Source organism: Alteromonas sp. S005 (assembly GCF_036864475.1).
In the GTDB taxonomy this organism is placed as follows: Bacteria; Pseudomonadota; Gammaproteobacteria; order Enterobacterales; family Alteromonadaceae; genus Alteromonas.
The window spans coordinates 157,451-173,182 of sequence record NZ_JAZETN010000008.1 but is presented as its reverse complement, the minus strand read 5'-3'; the positions used below and the strand labels follow the sequence as shown (position 1 = coordinate 173,182).

Genomic DNA, 15,732 nt, shown 5'->3' with positions numbered 1-15,732 from the left:
GCTAGACCAAGAGGCGCTTCGTGCAAAAAGCGTTAAATATCTTATTGTGGGCAGCATTATTATGCTTGTTTTTGGCATAGTACTTACGCTTGGATACGACTACGGTGGCGCACCGCCCCTTAGGTCTAGTGAGGCCTACGCCGAAGAGGTTACGGAATGGCAAAGTAGTTATTTGTTCCAAATTGGCGTTCAAGCTGCTTTTGTTCTTGCTACCGTTATTGCAGCCCCTTTTTCCATGCTGTGGCAGTCGATGGGGCTTATGATGTTTGGCGCCTACCTTTATAGAAGTGGTTTCTTTAGCATTGGGTTTTCATCTACTGTATTTATAAAAGTGGCTATAATTGCCGTTGCCACCTCTGTTGTTACTGTTATTCCTCAATTAATGTTTGAGCAGGTAACCTCAGATGTTATTCCCATGTTTACCAGTATCCCCGCTATTTTCTGCGCTTTTGCCTACGCTCATCTGTTAATCAAAGTGAAAAATACAACCACCTGGTGGTATCAGTCACTTATTAACTGCGGCAAGGTGGCGTTTACCCTCTATCTAACACAGTCTATTGTTTTGGCTGTGCTGTTTCGTGTGATTATGCCCGCTTACTACCCCGAATTTGCCTATACCGTAACGCTGCTCGATTTGATGTTAATTACCCTTGCGCTTACAGCAATTCAAATTTTGCTGGCGAATTTTATTACTAAGCACTTTGAGCAGGGGCCATTTGAAGCAGCATGGCGAAGACTGTACCTGCGCAGCTTTTATAAGAAGCAACAAAGTAAGCTAGATGACGGTTTGGTTGCAGAGCAAAAGTTGGCGACAGAGGCAAACAAAACCTCATAGCTAACATCTGTGCTAAAAGACGTTATATAAATCCGATTCAACCAAAAAGGACCAGGGTAAAACCTGGTCCTTTGGCATATTGGCGTAACTATCTAGAATCTGAAAGTGCCTAGCAAAGTAGCCGAGCCTAATTGGTTTTCGTCAGTATCATAGCCTAACCCAAATTCGATAGATGAATGCGGGTTAAACCAGTAGTGAGTACCTAATTCAATAACATTGTCAGAGCCTATTACTTCATTGCTTTCGTGAATGTAGGTTACGCCCACGCTCCAATCAGGACGGAAATAATAATCTGCATCTAGCTCGACGGAGAACTCGCCATCAAACTGTGTCGCTTTCAATTTTGTATCCCAGCCTGGAGAAAACTCACCAGCGCGCTGCCCAAAGCTTGTATACCGCGCAAATGCACTGTAACTAAACTCTGAATCTGAACGCTCTTCGCTAATGCCAGCATCAATGGAGCTAAAAAGCTCTTCATTTAGGTGAAAGTACTCTACGCCAATGCCATATTCCCAATTCTGGTTGGCGAACGTAGATACTTCTACAGCATAGCGATTTAATGTTTCGTCAAAATATCTATTGTCGTTGGTTACACGCCCGTAACGCCCTCGAATTACCAGCGCATTTGAATAAAACCATTCTCCTCGAACATTTACGCTGTCAATGTTATCTATACCAAAATAATCCACAGAAACATTGTTCTTTCTTTGAAGGTAGGGGCTAATCGACCAAGGTTGCTGATCTATATTCACTGATTGAAAATAGTAGCGGTAACTTGCACCAATAAAGTTGTCGTCGGCATCACGTACATCAGAAAACCCTAACGCAATTTCATGCTGAATATCAGTTGATTGGGCAAACACAGGAAGGGTTGAAATAGCTAGCAAACAAGCGCTCAAACGCAGCATTAGGCAATATCCTTATTTATAGTGAGCATCCAAAAAAAAGCTCTTTTTTAGTAGGCGTTGAAGTTAAATTAAAAGGTCGTGTAGTGCAATAGTTGACAGCATATCGACATATTTTGTGACAATTCATAAAGCCAAACTAATTCAGCACACATATTGAGTTATTGGTCTTGCATACTTCAAGTGGTCGTTTTAAGGGAGTGAATACGTAGTAACAAGCATTCTCTAATTTGGCAGGAATGGTAAGTAGTGCACCCATCAACATGGCTAAAAACTGATGATACTGGCTTGTATTGTGAACCCGGTGAGTTTTACATTGACCCCATGAATGAAGTCGCCACCGCGCTTGTCACCCACGGGCACGCAGACCATGCACGGGCAGGTCATCACAGTGTATTCGCAAGTTCAGAAACACTGGCAATTATGAAAACCCGATACGGTGAAGATATGGCTATCCACCAGCACGCTGTAGCAATGGGTGAAGCCGTCAATTTTAACGATGTAAGAGCCACATTTTATCCTGCTGGCCATATTCTTGGGTCTACACAAATTCTTATTGAATATGCAGGCTACCGAGTTGTGGTTTCAGGCGACTACAAACGTCGCCACGATCCTACATGCCCACCGTTTAAGGTCGTTCCATGCGATGTATTGATTACCGAAGCCACCTTTGGGCTTCCTGTCTTTAAGCACCCGCCCATTGAACATGAAATTGAAAAGCTCCTTCATTCACTACGGGTGTTTCCAGAACGATGCCATTTAGTAGGCGCTTATGCGCTGGGCAAATGTCAACGAGTGATATTGGCGCTGCGCGAGGCGGGTTACGCCAAGCCAATTTACTTACACGGTGCGCAGCTAAAATTGTGCGATCTATACAAGCAATTAGGAATAGACTTAGGCGAGTTAATTCCGGTGTCTGAGGTCGCGGATAAAAAAACGTTAGCCGGTGAGATAATCATTGCTCCCCCTTCTGCACTTGCCGATAGGTGGTCGCGAAGCTTACCTAATGTACGCCCTGTTGTAGCATCTGGCTGGATGCAAATTCGCGCTCGCGCTAAGCAAAAAAATGCCGAGCTACCGCTTATTATCTCTGATCATTGCGACTGGCCTGAATTACTGCAAACCATTGAAGAAGTCAATCCGAAAGAAGTGTGGGTGACTCATGGCAGAGAAGATGCGCTGATGTATCAGGCAGAGAAAATGGGGTATAAAGCCAGAGCGCTATCGCTAGTTGGTTATGATGAAGATGAGCAAGGAGGCGACTAGTGGAAGCATTCAGTCACTTACTTGAACAGCTGTATTTCACGTCTGCAAACAAAGCCAAGGCGCAGCTGATTGCCGACTACATTGCCAATGCGCCAGACCCCGATCGTGGATGGGCTATTGCTGCTATGGCAGGCACATTAAGATTCGACTTCTTTAAGCGAAATACGGTAAAAAAGCTTATTTCCGAACATACCGACCCTGCGCTTTTTGCTATGAGCTATGACTATGTGGGTGAGGTTAGTGAAACCGTGGCTCATTTATGGCCATATAGCGAGCCTTCAGATTCACTACCCACGCTTACCGAGGTGGTAGAAACCTTTACGTCTATAAGTAAGCAGAAAGTTTCTGCCACACTAGCTCACTACCTTACGATAATGACGCCTGCCCAACGCTGGGCGTTACTAAAATTAGGCACCAGAGGCCTGCGTATAGGCGTTTCGGCACGCTCTATAAAACAAATCTTGGCCGACTATGGCAATAAAGACATTAAAGAAGTTGAGACACTTTGGCACGCAGTTACCCCGCCTTATATAGATATGCTTAGTTGGCTAGAAGGAAAAGTCGACAAGCCTGATATTAAAAATGCCGTCACCTTTCATCCAGTTATGCTTTCTCACCCCATTGAAGATAGCGATATCAACGCTTTCACCAAGAACACTTGGCAAATTGAGAACAAGTATGACGGCATTCGTGTACAGCTTGTCGTTAAGTCAAATAACCCTGTCAATGATAAGGCTCAGAACGGTAGTGGGGCCGATGGCGATAAGCCCCAAAAAGCCCTTTTCTCCCGCACTGGCGATGATATTAGCCACTCATTCCCTGATTTGCTTGAGTCTATAAATGGCGATATGGTTTTAGATGGAGAATTGCTGGTTATCCATAATGCAGAACCTGGCTTTCACCCATCTGAAGAATCGACTGTCCAAAGTGCAGCTAGTCAACGCACGAGTAGTGATAAAAGCGATAAACAGGCTTCATCCGCCACACAGCCTAATGTGGATACCTTTAATGCCCTCCAGCAGCGCCTTAATAAAAAGAAACCGAGCAAAGCGTTACAGTCTTCCGCCCCGGTTGGACTAATCGTTTACGATGCTTTAGTGCTTAATGGTGAAGATCTAACAGAAAAAACACTAAAAGCGCGGCGCCACGTCCTTGAAGAATGGTTTAGTAAAACGAATAACAGCCGTTTATTTCTTTCTGAAACACTCAATGCCACCTCCCCCGAAACTTTGCGCCAGCTTCACACCCAAGTATGCAAAAATCGTGCGGTAGAAGGGCTGATGATAAAACGCTTAGATAGTCATTATGTACCTGGCAGAACTAAAGGCCAGTGGTTTAAGTGGAAGCGCGATCCGCTAGTTGTGGATGCGGTAATGATGTATGCGCAGCGCGGGCACGGTAAGCGCTCCAGCTTTTATTCTGACTACACGTTTGGCGCTTGGGAGGACAGTCAGCTTCTGCCTATCGGGAAGGCGTATTCCGGGTTCACCGATGAAGAGCTCAAAAAACTGGATAATTGGGTAAGACGCAACGCCGTAGGCCGATTTGGCCCGGTGAGAGAAGTGAAAAAAGAACTAGTACTTGAAGTTGCTTTCGACGCTGTACACCCTTCATCTAGGCATAAATCTGGGGTAGCACTGCGCTTTCCCCGTATACATAGAATTCGTTGGGACAAGCCTGCCAATGAAGCTGATACCTTGGCGAATGTAAAGGCGCTAATCGAAGGGTAGGCCCAACAAAAACACTTTCTTAGTCGTGTAAAATCGCAGAGAATGGAGCGAGAAAGAAACAAGGCTTGCACCTTAAGAAAATAAAACAATAGGAAATCGCCATGCCTAAGGCTAGTGAAATTAAAAAGAATAACACTGTAGTGTTTGACGGAAAAACTTGCATAGTGCGAGACATTGAACGTTCTGTACCCCAAGGTCGTGCTGGTGGCAGCATCTATCGCATGCGCATGTACGATGTAGTAACCGGCACCAAATACGATGAGACCTTTAAAGACTCAGATACCCTAGATATGGCTGACTTAATTCGTCGTCCTGCTATGTTTTCGTATATTGATGGCGAAGAATATGTGTTCATGGATAAAGAAGATTACACCCCTTATCATTTGAACAAAGAAAGTATTGAAAACGAAGCCCTGTTTATTAACGAAGAAACCGACGGCATTCAAGTGGTCATTGTTAGTGAAGTACCCGTTGCCTTGGACTTGCCTATGAGCGTGGAGCTTGAAGTAGTTGAGACCGACCCGTCCATTAAAGGTGCATCTGCTACCTCTCGTACCAAACCAGCCACGCTTTCGACCGGCCTAGTAGTACAAGTGCCAGAATACATCAGCACCGGTGAATGGATAAAGGTCAACACCGAGGAACGTAAGTTCCAAAGCAGAGCCGATAAGCACTGAGCTGAATTAACTTATTAAATTAACCTGCCATCGACGCTTGTTAAGCTCTAAAATGGCAAAAAAGGGTTCATATCGAACCCTTTTTTAATTGCCTTGAAATCAGTTTTGAAAACGTTGTTCAACGCCTTTTACTTAGCGATATCAGCCTGTGTAGGCAGCGCACTAAATGCACCATACTGCGTTACCGTGTAAGCACCACAGCGGATAGCAAATTCCGTAGCTTCGCTTACATTCTCGAAGTTCTCCGCCCATGCGTCGAAGTCATCAGCGCTTTTCACTTTTGTAGATAGGAAATATAAGAAGCCACCAATAAAAGAGTCACCCGCTGCCGTCGTGTCTTTTACATCCATTTTAGGTGACGCTAACGTGCCGCTAAACGACTTGGTAATATAGTGAATGGGCTCACCACCATCGGTGACTAGCACCACTTTAACGCCACTATCTAACCACTGCTGAACCTTTGTATCAGCATTTTCTTCGCCATATAGCTCTGCGAGTTCTTCACGGCTTGCCTTAAGTATAGAAACTTTCTTTGCTGCTTCATCAATACGTGTCGGCGCATTTGCAGTGTCATCCCAAAATGCTGGGCGATAATTAATGTCTAAACACACCATCATGCCGTTTTCCTTCGCCTTGTTTAAAATAAACTCGGTGCCAGGAATAAGTTCAGGGCCTGAAATTGAACCTGAACAGAAGTGAAGCACTGTATTTTTGTCGCAATCAATTGTCGACAAGTCTTGCTCTGAAATATGTTTATGTGCGGCATTATCAACATAAAAATCAAACGAACGCTCGCCGTCTTCGTCTAAGTTCACAAATGCCAGCGCCGTATTACCTTCCTGTGTAGTCCACACAAAGTCCGTATTTACTTTGTAGTGCTCAAGCATTTCTTTAAGAAAGGCGCCAAAGGTATCGTCACCTACCTTTGATACCATTGCACTCTCTCCACCCAGCTGAGCAACAGCAACCGCTACGTTAGCAGGTGCACCGCCAGCATAAGGCTGAAAAGGCTTCATTGCCGGTATGTTACCATCTTTGGGCGCAGCACCTTGGCTTAACATATCAATGAGTACTTCACCTAAACACAAAATTTTCATACCAGCCTCTCTTAACAAAATTTAAAAATTGCAGCTTACCTATGCACAGTTCGCACAAGGTTAACGAATCGTTAATTAATTGGGGCATAGTATTGTCGAAAGCACAAATTAAATCAACCTGATTGATTTAACATTTTGCGTAAAAATCAATGGGTGTGATAGGGTTGTCGTAGTACTGTCGAATAAAGTTATGTCGGAACAAGTACCTACACCATTTCTTAAATTTGATACACGGCTAGGTTGTTATTACACTCTAGCTTCTTAAAACGATAGATTGTAAATACATTGAATAAAGAATCGGCCTTTCACCTACCATCACAGAAAGCACCTACATTGCTTGATAGCCGCTCAGCGAATGAACGGGATATTCTTACCCTAATTCGCCAACGTTCTTCATTACCTAAAGCTGAAATAGCCCAATTAACAGGGCTGTCTGCACAATCAGCGACAGTGATCATTAAAAAACTAGAGGCTGACGGCCTAGTAAGGCGACTAAAGCCAATCAAAGGCGGTGTAGGCCAGCCCAAGGTGCCGTTTGGTCTAAATGAAAGCGGCGCGTTTGGTATAGGGCTGAAAGTAGGTCGACGAAGTTTCGATATGACGTTACTCGACTTAAAAGGCAATGTAAGAGCAACACTTCACGAGAAGTTTGCCTACCCGACCGTAAGCAACCTGCTTACCTTTGCAAAACGTGCTTTCAACGTATTAATTAAAAATTTGGATGCCGACCAACAGCGCCTGATCCGAGGTTTAGGCGTTGCTATGCCCTTCGAAATTTGGAGCTGGGCAGAAGAAGCCGGCGCCCCAAAAAATGAATTGGAAGAGTGGAGAGAGTTTAATCCACAAGCCGCGTTGGAAGATTTATTATCACTGCCTGTTTTTATAAAAAATGACGCTGGAGCAGCGTGCAGCGCAGAGATGTCGTTCGGTAATCCCCAAAACTACAGTAGTTTTCTTTATATCTTTGTTGGCACATTCTTAGGTGGTGGCCTAGTTCTCAATAACCAGTTAGTTAATGGAAAAACAGGCAACGCTGGGGCCATTGGCTCTTTGCCCTTTTACAATGGCAGTACACAAAGCCAGCTAATAACCCAGTCTTCACTTTATTTGCTGGAAAGAAAGCTAAACGACGCTGGGCACAACGGTCAGCATATTTATGAATCGCCATCCCACTGGTCTTGTGACACGCGCTCAATAGAAGACTGGTTGAGCGAAACCGCCAGAGGATTGGCTTTTGCGACTCAATGTGCAATGAGCTTGTTAGACCTAGACGGCGTAATCATAGATGGCGCAATTCCTGATGATGTCAAAAACGCATTGGTCGCGCATACGCAAAGCGCGATGGAGACGCTTGATATGCGTGGCCTTGCTCAGGTACACATAAGCGAAGGTCTTGTAGGCAGAAAAGCGCAATCCATTGGAAGTGCAAACCTAGCCCTTCAGGCAAATTATTACTAACCATCTCAAAAGGTTTGGCTTTGGGCAGTATGAAAGAAGGAATGCATGACATTTTAATTTTAGATGGCGGCATGGGGCGAGAGCTGAAAAAGACAGGTGCGCCCTTTAAGCAGCCAGAGTGGTCAGCACTGGCACTAATGCAAACACCAGAATTAGTAAGTGATGTGCACAAACGTTTTCTTGAAGCTGGTGCCTGCGTTATTACCACTAACGCCTATGCGCTTGTACCTTTTCATATTGGGGAAAATACATTTAGGGAGCAGGCTTTTACTCTCGCTCAGAATGCGGCCGAACTCGCTCGAGGTGCAGTAAACGCACTAAAGAGCGATGGTGACAAGAGGCGATTTGTCGCGGGTAGCGTTCCTCCAGCTTTTGGTTCTTACCGCCCGGATTTATTTGATGCGAGCCGTGTAGCCGACATTCTCACCCCGCTTATTAAAGCCCAGGAGCCCTACGTTGATGTTTGGTTGATTGAAACTGCAAGCTCGGTAGAAGAAGCTGAAGCCGTGGTATCACTTATAAAACAGCACTCTACACTGCCTTTATGGCTGTCATTTTCCGTTAGTAATCGAGAAACATCTAACGAGCCTGTGACATTGCGCTCTGGTGAGCCGCTAAGTGAGATAGCGCCAATATTGAGCGAAGTACAGAGCGTACTTTTCAATTGCTCGCAGCCGGAAGAGATGGAAGACGCTATTTCAATAACGCGAAGTTTAAATGCTTCGATTAATATTGGCGCTTATGCAAATAGCTTTTCTGAGAGAAAACGTACACACGCGGCCAACGCGCTACTTTCCGAAATACGTGACGATATAACCCCCGCCCGCTATGTTGAATACGTTAAGACTTGGGTAGCTGCTGGCGCAACTATCATCGGGGGCTGCTGTGGTATCGGCCCTGAGCATATTAAAGCCATCAGCGACGTTTTTGGTCAAAAAAGCACTAAATAGACGGGGCTAGCTTCACAGCGCAAAGTCCTGTGTTTCGCCCTTTTGTGGAATAAAACGCGGCATCGGTTCTGATGGATGGAGAGACGACAAAGTGCCCCGCTCAATTCGCTATCAATGTAATGATTTTGGCACGCTGATATCTATTGTTCGGCAAGGACTGGCTTTGGCCTACGTGCCTGACTTCATAGCAAAAAGTCATAACCTTACTAGCGTCGATGTATTAGGTTATGACTTTTATCATACGGAGCACTTCGAACTTGTTTACAAACCTAGCATGGAATCGGGATGGCTCAACCGGTTTGTCGACTCAGTTAAAAGCGCTATTTCGTAACAACATTTTTAGCCCCTTTGATCAGTGCTTCTCTGTCAATTTTATTAGGGACTTCCACTCCACGCCGGGCGGCTGGCCTCGCTTCAATACTGTTTTTCCAACGGATTAAGTTGTCCAACCCTTCTATGCTTACACCAGACCACTCATAGGTACGCACCCAACACCAGTTCGCCATGTCGGCAATACTGTAGTCGTCGACCAAATACTCGTGATCCTCTAGCCTGCCGTCTAGTACGGTAAATAAACGTCGCACTTCGTTTTGATAACGCGCTATCGCTACCGGAATTTTTTCTTCTAGATAACGATGGAAGACGTTGGCTTGTCCCATCATGGGACCGATGCCGCCCATTTGAAACATCACCCACTGCATCACCTGACTCTTGCGCTTAACGTCAGTCGGTAGAAACTTCCCTGTCTTTTCAGCAAGATAAGCCATAATAGCGCCAGACTCGAACACTACGTGACCATCGGCTTCTCTATCCACAATTACAGGAATGCGGCCATTGGGGTTCATTGCCAAAAATTCAGGAGTTTTCTGCTCTCCCTTCATCAGGTTTACGGCATGGGCGGTGTATTTAAGCCCCATTTCTTCAAGCGCTACTGACGCTTTCCAACCATTGGGCGTGGCTGCGGTATATAAATCAATCATTAGGCTTTTGCACTCGCTCGGTTGCTTACGGCCTCATACCAGCGCGCTAAATTAACATGCTCATCACGCATACGAATTTTTACCACCCGCGCAAAATCCATGGCGCATAACGCGGTTATATCGGCAATAGAAAATGTATCGCCGGCGATGAACTCCTTTACCCCAAGTCGACGTTCTAAAATGTTCAAATATTTCGACGCATTGATACCCGCTTCTTTGCCATATTCGGGCACCGGAGTCATGCGATCTTTAAAGTACCCTGTAGTGTGCTGAAAGCACATACCAACTTGCATCATAAACGCTAATTCGACCTGCCGCTGCCACATAGATATAGTCGCTTTTTCAACGGGTGTTGTTCCCATTAAAGGTGGCTCTGGGTGCAGAGCTTCAAAATACGTACAAATGGCATCGGTTTCGGCAATACAGGTGCCGTCATCAAGCTCTAAAATAGGTATCTTTCCCAGCGGGTTCTTCGCGCGCATTTCCGCAGTTAAATTTTCACCCTTTTGAATGTCGACCTGAACGTAGTCAACGTCAATGCCCTTCTCAGCCAAAAATATGCGTACTCGACGTGGGTTGGGCGCAGTCTTCGTTTCGTAGATTTTCATAATGATTGTCACAAACCTTATTGCGGATTGTTGAAAGTAGGGTATTACCTAGATTAGTAACTGCACAAACTGCTTTCAAATCACTATGCCTATGCACAAAACTATTCAGTGCTTTTATGGTTATACCTCTTTGCTATTTCTCATTGTCGCAACAGCTAGACCGCAACCTTGGAAGCATTGCTTTAAGACCCAGTAATAACTTTTAGGCGCTTTATTTCATTAACAGTGAATTTTTCAGATTGGTATTCGCGTAGCGTGCTTTCAAACTCGCTCGCTGTTAACGACTGCTTTGCCAGGTTATCGCGAAACCTTTCATAGTCGGCGATTTTGTTTTTCCACTGTGCTTGTTTTTCCCAGGTCCTTGCGAAGCGGTCTGCGATCTCACTGCCGAACTCAGCCGCCACGGCGTTGTATCGGTCGTTAAGATCACTGTGGCTGCGTTTTATTTCATTAATACGGTGCATATTCAGCGTTGGCTGAAAGACGTCGCGTTCGGTTTGACTTCCCGTTTCTAGCGACTCAACAATAAGCGCTTTTCTTTCATCCCTAGACAGCGTTCTTTCCTGAGCAAGCTGTAAGCGCGCTAACGCCGCCTCGTCCACTTGGGCTTCTTGGCTAAATAGATAGTGGTATTCAGTATCATTGAAATAAGTACGTCGAATTTTTTCGCGCTCATCGAGCTTATAAGACACATCTTGCAAACTGTGACTTGAAAGGTCGACCTCAACTTCAATTGAAGAGAGTGCCACTTTGTAATCAACGTAACGATTAAATAAGTCTATAGCCACCACCCGCGTGTCAGGGGTAAATACGGTAATTACATGGGTTGAGTAAGAAAGCTTAACGACATGAGGCTCCTCAGAGGTGCGCATAAGTATAAAACGATCGAAGCGGTCTTTTGTTGAGTAGTCGAGCATAAAAACGTTAAGGCCAGTATTTGCGGCAACTGTTTCGTTTTGCAACCGATCACTGACTACCGAGTCAACTTGCGTATATCCGCTCTCATTTAGCGTTTTTCCACTAGTATTGTCACGAGCCTCTTCCAATGAAGCTTGGTTGAGGGTATCTGCTTTGAAAGCAGGTTTCACATAAAAAATACAGGCCAATACTAAGAGGGCCAGAAGCCCTCCCAATATTGGGTAAACATTGCGTACTTTACGCGTCGTCACTACAGCCCCAATCTTTTAAGACGGTTGGCCTGACGAACAAATACGTCTACTGGATCAGTTTCAAACCAATGCGTAATGCCAAAGCTCTGATTCACTTCATCAAGGTGGTTCATCTTATAGTTGTCTTTAAGTACTTTGCCTAAATGAGAACTACAGGTCGATACTAGCCCATCGTTTGGCTCTTTGAATGCGGTGCCAGTAATAGCTAAGAATGGGTCAACTACATCAAGAGCATTGGTGTAAGTTCTGCCTCCGCTCCACGAGAAATAGTACACGCCATTTTCAGCCAACATTTTTCCATCGTTGCGGCAGTAGGCCGTTGGCATGCCTTCTGGGTATTTTTTATTGAAAGCCACCGAGCCTTCTGTTGAAAGTGAGTTAAGCGCAGCGATTGAATCTGTAGGTTTGTCTCGCGGATCTGACCCAGAGGCAATCTCGATGATATTAGCGAACGCATTAGCTACAACGCCCGCAGCACCCTCGCCCACTGAACCTTCAGAAAAAGCGTCCCGTAGTTCATCTGCCACTTTGCTTCCCCAGTTTACGCCGGCAACTGAACTTACCGAAGCAACCTTATCTGGGGCAACGCTTGCGGCGTAACGTGCCGTTGGACCACCGTGACTGTGTCCAATTAAATTCACTTTGTCAGCTCCTGATAGCGCCAAAACTTCATCAATATACTCGAGTAACTGTTCACCGCGGACTTCGGTCGAGTTTGCTGGTGAGACCTCTGCGATATAGACAACAGCGCCGTTTCGGCTAAGTTTGTGCGGTACCTTATAGAAATAATCAACAAATAAGATATCTTCGAACCCAAACAGACCGTGAACTAATACAATAGGGTGCTTGGTTTTTGCGTAGGTGCCAGCGTAGGCTTGGCCAGACAAGCCTAATGTCATACTGAACAAAGCTAATATAACGGCGAATTTACCGAGCCATGGTTTTGTAGAGCGTATTCTTATAGAGCGTAAGTGGTTATATAGTGTCATCGAGTGTGTCCCATAATTATGGTTATGTGTAGTCTGTGGTCAGACCTTTGTTATAATAATGTAAACACAATGTAAAGATCAACCTTTGTGTGAAATCTTTAATAAAGGCTTTTACTGTGTATAGGTAAGTTTTCGACGGAGTTAGTTACTATTAATCAGTTAATTCAGAAAGATAGCGTCAGGTATGAAGTATGTTAACCCATACCATTTTCACTATACATACAGGACATAAATAACACTTATAGTCGCTTATTTATGTTTGGAATATGTTTGAATGTAGTTTACGGCCAGGCTCGAAGTGGTTAGCCACTCTCCTTTAAGTGGGTTTAGCCTCATACCGACCTGATACTTAAGGGTAAACTCATTTCCAATCCAGCTTTTTAATTCGCTGGGCTTAACAAATTTCTTCCAGTCATGGGTTCCTATAGGTAAGTAGCGCATTACGTATTCCGCTCCCACTATGGCAACAACATAACTTTTCAGCGTGCGGTTCAGCGTTGCCAAAATCAGCAGGCCACCCGGCTTAACTAAACTTGCGCACTCTCGCATAAGCTGCTGCTGGTCAGGCACGTGCTCAACAACTTCGGCGTTAATTACCACATCATACTGCCGACCTTCTTCTACTACCTCGCTTGAAAGTTTATGCTGATAGTCTACTTTTACTCCTGTATTTTGAGCATGGCGCTTTGCCACTTCTACGCTCACTGCACTGGCATCTATACCCGTAACTTGAGCGCCTAATTTTGCTAGCGGTTCGCTTATTAGCCCACCGCCACTGCCAATATCTATCACTGATAAGGCGGAATAATCGGGAGGCAAGTTGCCCTGACCGAAATGATTTTCTATTTGTGCTTTTATAACGCTTAGTCTTGCCCGATTAAAATCCAGCGCAGTTTTATATTTTCCTTGCGGGTCCCACCAAGACTCTGCCAGTGCGTCAAAGCGCGAAATTTCTTGTTCAGAAAAGTTACTGTCGCCTGTTTTTTTGCTTTTATCGAGCACGATTTTTTACCTTAAAACGTAGTTACCGTAGCGCTTTGTTGTTGACCCTTATCGAGCAGGGTCATAAGGTGGACAGATAAGGTTCTATTCACTCTAATTTCGCACTTGGCGGTTTGAATTAGTCATACCTGTTAAAATATACGTTGTAAGAGAGGGTTCTGATTTTGGCGAACGCAAAAAATGTCTATGGTCGACCGCTACAGCTATGCTGTGGAAATACTGGCTTTACGCGAGAAGGGTTTTGCTATGTACCAGACGCTGATGTGGGTAATCACAGCGTATGCGCGGTTGTAACTGACGAATTCCTTCAGTTTTCGCTACGACAAGGCAACGACCTCATCACGCCGTGGCCTAGTATGACATTTCCAGGCCTGTTAGCAGGCGACAGATGGTGTTTGTGTGCCGCTCGCTGGCTACAAGCCTATGAGGCAGGTGTAGCGCCGAAAGTACGCTTGGAAGCCACACATGAAAAAGCGTTAGACATTATTCCACTTTCACTGCTAGAAGAGTACGCGGCAGATTAATCTAAACCTGCCGCCTCGCCCTCGAATGCTTATATTCGCACTATTGCGCGAACATTGCTTGATTGAGCAGTGAAGTTCAATCTACTACTGAGGAGTACGAATAACCATAAGGCGTGTTTCAGACATATCTTCAATCGCATAGCGAATACCTTCGCGCCCTAGACCTGAGTCCTTCACGCCACCATAGGGCATGTTGTCCACCCGCCAGCTAGGTACATCTCCAATGACCACACCACCAACGTCAAGCACGTCCCATGCTTTGTGCGCTTTGTATATATCGCGGGTAAACACACCTGCTTGCAGTCCGTAGCGGCTGTTATTTACTTCTTCAAGCGCTTCGTCATAGTCATCGAATGGCACCAGAATAGATAGAGGGCCAAACGCTTCTTCGGCACTGGCATCACAATCCTTTGGTACATTTTCCATTACCGTAGCCTCAAGCATGGCGCCGTCTCGCGTTCCGCCGCATAGAATGGTGGCACCTTTCTCTTTTGCTTCTTCAATCCAGCCGTGAAGGCGCTCTGCCTCGCCTTCTGAGATCATAGGGCCAATAAAGGTGTCTTCATTAGACGGGTCGCCAGACACTAAGGCTTTCACTTTTTCTACATAGCGAGACTTAAATTCATCGTATATTTTGCTATGCACTAAAAGGCGCTGAACACTGATACAGCTTTGACCAGATTGGTAGTAAGCCCCAACAATTACGCGGTCGATAGCGTCTTCAATGTCAGCATCTTCATCAATTACACAGGCCGCATTACCGCCAAGCTCTAATACCACAGGTTTCTTTCCTGCTTTTGCTTTAAGCGCCCAGCCCACATCAGGTGAACCTGTGAAGCTAAGCAGCTTTAGTCTTTCATCAGTGGTGAATAAATCAGCGCCGTCACGGCTACAAGGTAGAATAGAAAATGCGCCTTTGGGTAAGTCGGTTTCAGCTAATACCTCTCCAATAATGAGCGCACCAATAGGAGTTCGCGAGGCAGGCTTTAGTACAAAAGTACAGCCTGCCGCGATTGCAGGCGCCACCTTGTGCGCAGCCAAATTCAGAGGAAAGTTAAACGGCGATATGAATGAACATGGGCCTATAGGGACTTTCTTGGTCATGCCCTGATAACCTTTGGCGCGCGCCGAGATTTCTAAATTCACCACCTCGCCGTTAATACGCACTGATTCTTCTGCCGCTATTTTGAAGGTATCGATAAGGCGGCTGACTTCGCCCTTAGCGTCTTTAATTGGCTTACCAGCCTCTATACAAAGCGCTTGTGCCAACTCATCGGCTCTTTCGGTAAAGCGCTTCACACAGTGCTCTAGCACCGCTTGTCTTTCGAAAGGAGCCATGGCGGCCATCGCAGGCTGCGCTTCTTCTGCTGCAGCAATGGCCTTATCGATGGTATCCGCATCGGCCATCGCCACCTTGGTTGCTACCTCTCCGGTGTATTTATTAGTCACGTCCAAGTCGGTATTGGCATAATGTGGCTCACTCGCTAAATAATAGGGATAGCTTTCCTTCAACATTTTTTACTCCTTACCTTTCTGTTACGT

16 protein-coding genes are annotated in these 15,732 nt (G+C 45.4%); 8 read left to right on the top strand and 8 right to left on the bottom strand.

What is annotated here, in order from left to right; translation table 11 throughout:
• A partial coding sequence (locus V7R55_RS11620; RefSeq protein ID WP_334059617.1) for a DUF418 domain-containing protein occupies nucleotides 1-835 on the top strand: 835 nt, incomplete at its 5' end.
• Between the two features lie 92 nt (nucleotides 836-927).
• Here V7R55_RS11620 and V7R55_RS11615 read toward each other — a convergent pair.
• Nucleotides 928-1,743, bottom strand: a complete 816-nt coding sequence (locus tag V7R55_RS11615; RefSeq protein ID WP_334059616.1) for a putative porin — start codon at nucleotides 1,741-1,743, stop codon at nucleotides 928-930.
• A 246-nt stretch (nucleotides 1,744-1,989) separates the two neighbouring features.
• Between V7R55_RS11615 and V7R55_RS11610 the strand changes: the two genes are divergently transcribed.
• The 3 genes from V7R55_RS11610 to efpL all read left to right on the top strand — a co-directional run bounded on the left by V7R55_RS11610 (nucleotide 1,990) and on the right by efpL (nucleotide 5,413).
• Entirely contained in the window at nucleotides 1,990-3,006 is a 1,017-nt protein-coding gene (locus V7R55_RS11610; protein WP_039221863.1) for a ligase-associated DNA damage response exonuclease, read from the top strand.
• Nucleotides 3,006-4,736 (top strand): cisplatin damage response ATP-dependent DNA ligase, encoded by a 1,731-nt coding sequence (locus tag V7R55_RS11605; protein ID WP_334059615.1) that lies wholly within the window; start codon nucleotides 3,006-3,008, stop codon nucleotides 4,734-4,736. The genes V7R55_RS11610 and V7R55_RS11605 overlap by 1 nt, the downstream gene beginning before the upstream one ends.
• A 101-nt stretch (nucleotides 4,737-4,837) precedes the next feature.
• A complete protein-coding gene (gene efpL, locus V7R55_RS11600; RefSeq protein ID WP_118491632.1) occupies nucleotides 4,838-5,413 on the top strand; it encodes an elongation factor P-like protein EfpL in 576 nt (191 codons plus the stop codon).
• A gap of 128 nt (nucleotides 5,414-5,541) precedes the next feature.
• Here the strand turns inward: efpL and V7R55_RS11595 are convergent, their stop codons facing one another.
• Nucleotides 5,542-6,510 carry a carbohydrate kinase family protein gene (locus V7R55_RS11595; protein WP_334059614.1) on the bottom strand — a complete coding sequence of 323 codons (969 nt, stop codon included), beginning with the start codon at nucleotides 6,508-6,510 and terminating at the stop codon, nucleotides 5,542-5,544.
• 285 nt (nucleotides 6,511-6,795) lie between these two features.
• Here V7R55_RS11595 and V7R55_RS11590 point away from each other — a divergent pair, with 285 nt between their 5' ends.
• The 3 genes from V7R55_RS11590 (at nucleotide 6,796) to V7R55_RS11580 (ending at nucleotide 9,249) form a co-directional block, all read left to right on the top strand.
• Nucleotides 6,796-7,968 carry an ROK family transcriptional regulator gene (locus tag V7R55_RS11590; protein ID WP_039221849.1) on the top strand — a complete coding sequence of 391 codons (1,173 nt, stop codon included), beginning with the start codon at nucleotides 6,796-6,798 and terminating at the stop codon, nucleotides 7,966-7,968.
• Between the two features lie 29 nt (nucleotides 7,969-7,997).
• The gene (locus tag V7R55_RS11585; RefSeq protein ID WP_039221845.1) at nucleotides 7,998-8,918 is read left to right on the top strand and encodes a homocysteine S-methyltransferase family protein; all 921 of its coding nucleotides are present in this window, start codon (nucleotides 7,998-8,000) and stop codon (nucleotides 8,916-8,918) included.
• Between the two features lie 91 nt (nucleotides 8,919-9,009).
• Complete coding sequence (locus tag V7R55_RS11580) at nucleotides 9,010-9,249, top strand: hypothetical protein (protein WP_334059613.1); 240 nt, start codon at nucleotides 9,010-9,012, stop codon at nucleotides 9,247-9,249.
• On the opposite strand, the gene V7R55_RS11575 is transcribed toward V7R55_RS11580, so the two are convergent.
• The 5 genes from V7R55_RS11575 to ubiG form a co-directional block, all read right to left on the bottom strand.
• A complete protein-coding gene (locus V7R55_RS11575; RefSeq protein ID WP_334059612.1) occupies nucleotides 9,239-9,898 on the bottom strand; it encodes a glutathione S-transferase family protein in 660 nt (219 codons plus the stop codon). The two genes, V7R55_RS11580 and V7R55_RS11575, sit on opposite strands and share 11 nt — an antisense overlap.
• Nucleotides 9,898-10,506 (bottom strand): glutathione S-transferase family protein, encoded by a 609-nt coding sequence (locus V7R55_RS11570; RefSeq protein WP_334059611.1) that lies wholly within the window; start codon nucleotides 10,504-10,506, stop codon nucleotides 9,898-9,900. Before V7R55_RS11570 ends, V7R55_RS11575 begins: the two co-directional genes overlap by 1 nt.
• Before the next feature lie 182 nt (nucleotides 10,507-10,688).
• A complete protein-coding gene (locus tag V7R55_RS11565; protein ID WP_334059610.1) occupies nucleotides 10,689-11,675 on the bottom strand; it encodes a lipase secretion chaperone in 987 nt (328 codons plus the stop codon).
• Nucleotides 11,675-12,664 (bottom strand): esterase/lipase family protein, encoded by a 990-nt coding sequence (locus tag V7R55_RS11560; protein WP_334059609.1) that lies wholly within the window; start codon nucleotides 12,662-12,664, stop codon nucleotides 11,675-11,677. Before V7R55_RS11560 ends, V7R55_RS11565 begins: the two co-directional genes overlap by 1 nt.
• 249 nt (nucleotides 12,665-12,913) lie before the next feature.
• Nucleotides 12,914-13,666, bottom strand: coding sequence for a bifunctional 2-polyprenyl-6-hydroxyphenol methylase/3-demethylubiquinol 3-O-methyltransferase UbiG (ubiG, locus tag V7R55_RS11555; RefSeq protein ID WP_334059608.1), 753 nt, complete (start codon nucleotides 13,664-13,666; stop codon nucleotides 12,914-12,916).
• Between the two features lie 164 nt (nucleotides 13,667-13,830).
• On the opposite strand from ubiG, the gene V7R55_RS11550 reads away from it, so the two are divergent.
• Nucleotides 13,831-14,190 (top strand): DUF2237 family protein, encoded by a 360-nt coding sequence (locus V7R55_RS11550; RefSeq protein WP_014951082.1) that lies wholly within the window; start codon nucleotides 13,831-13,833, stop codon nucleotides 14,188-14,190.
• Between the two features lie 84 nt (nucleotides 14,191-14,274).
• Here the strand turns inward: V7R55_RS11550 and V7R55_RS11545 are convergent, their stop codons facing one another.
• On the bottom strand, nucleotides 14,275-15,705 hold the full coding sequence (locus tag V7R55_RS11545) for an aldehyde dehydrogenase family protein (RefSeq protein WP_039221826.1): 1,431 nt from the start codon (nucleotides 15,703-15,705) through the stop codon (nucleotides 14,275-14,277).
• Nucleotides 15,706-15,732: the final 27 nt, after the last annotated feature.

Excerpts from the sequence above, each read along its gene's own strand:
- efpL (WP_118491632.1), top strand. The coding sequence starts at position 4,838 with ATGCCTAAGGCTAGTGAAATTAAAAAGAATAACACTGTAGTGTTTGAC.
- V7R55_RS11575 (WP_334059612.1), bottom strand. The coding sequence starts at position 9,898 with ATGATTGATTTATATACCGCAGCCACGCCCAATGGTTGGAAAGCGTCA.
- V7R55_RS11570 (WP_334059611.1), bottom strand. The coding sequence starts at position 10,506 with ATGAAAATCTACGAAACGAAGACTGCGCCCAACCCACGTCGAGTACGC.
- V7R55_RS11615 (WP_334059616.1), bottom strand. The coding sequence starts at position 1,743 with ATGCTGCGTTTGAGCGCTTGTTTGCTAGCTATTTCAACCCTTCCTGTG.
- V7R55_RS11560 (WP_334059609.1), bottom strand. The coding sequence starts at position 12,664 with ATGACACTATATAACCACTTACGCTCTATAAGAATACGCTCTACAAAA.
- V7R55_RS11585 (WP_039221845.1), top strand. The coding sequence starts at position 7,998 with ATGAAAGAAGGAATGCATGACATTTTAATTTTAGATGGCGGCATGGGG.
- V7R55_RS11595 (WP_334059614.1), bottom strand. The coding sequence starts at position 6,510 with ATGAAAATTTTGTGTTTAGGTGAAGTACTCATTGATATGTTAAGCCAA.
- V7R55_RS11545 (WP_039221826.1), bottom strand. The coding sequence starts at position 15,705 with ATGTTGAAGGAAAGCTATCCCTATTATTTAGCGAGTGAGCCACATTAT.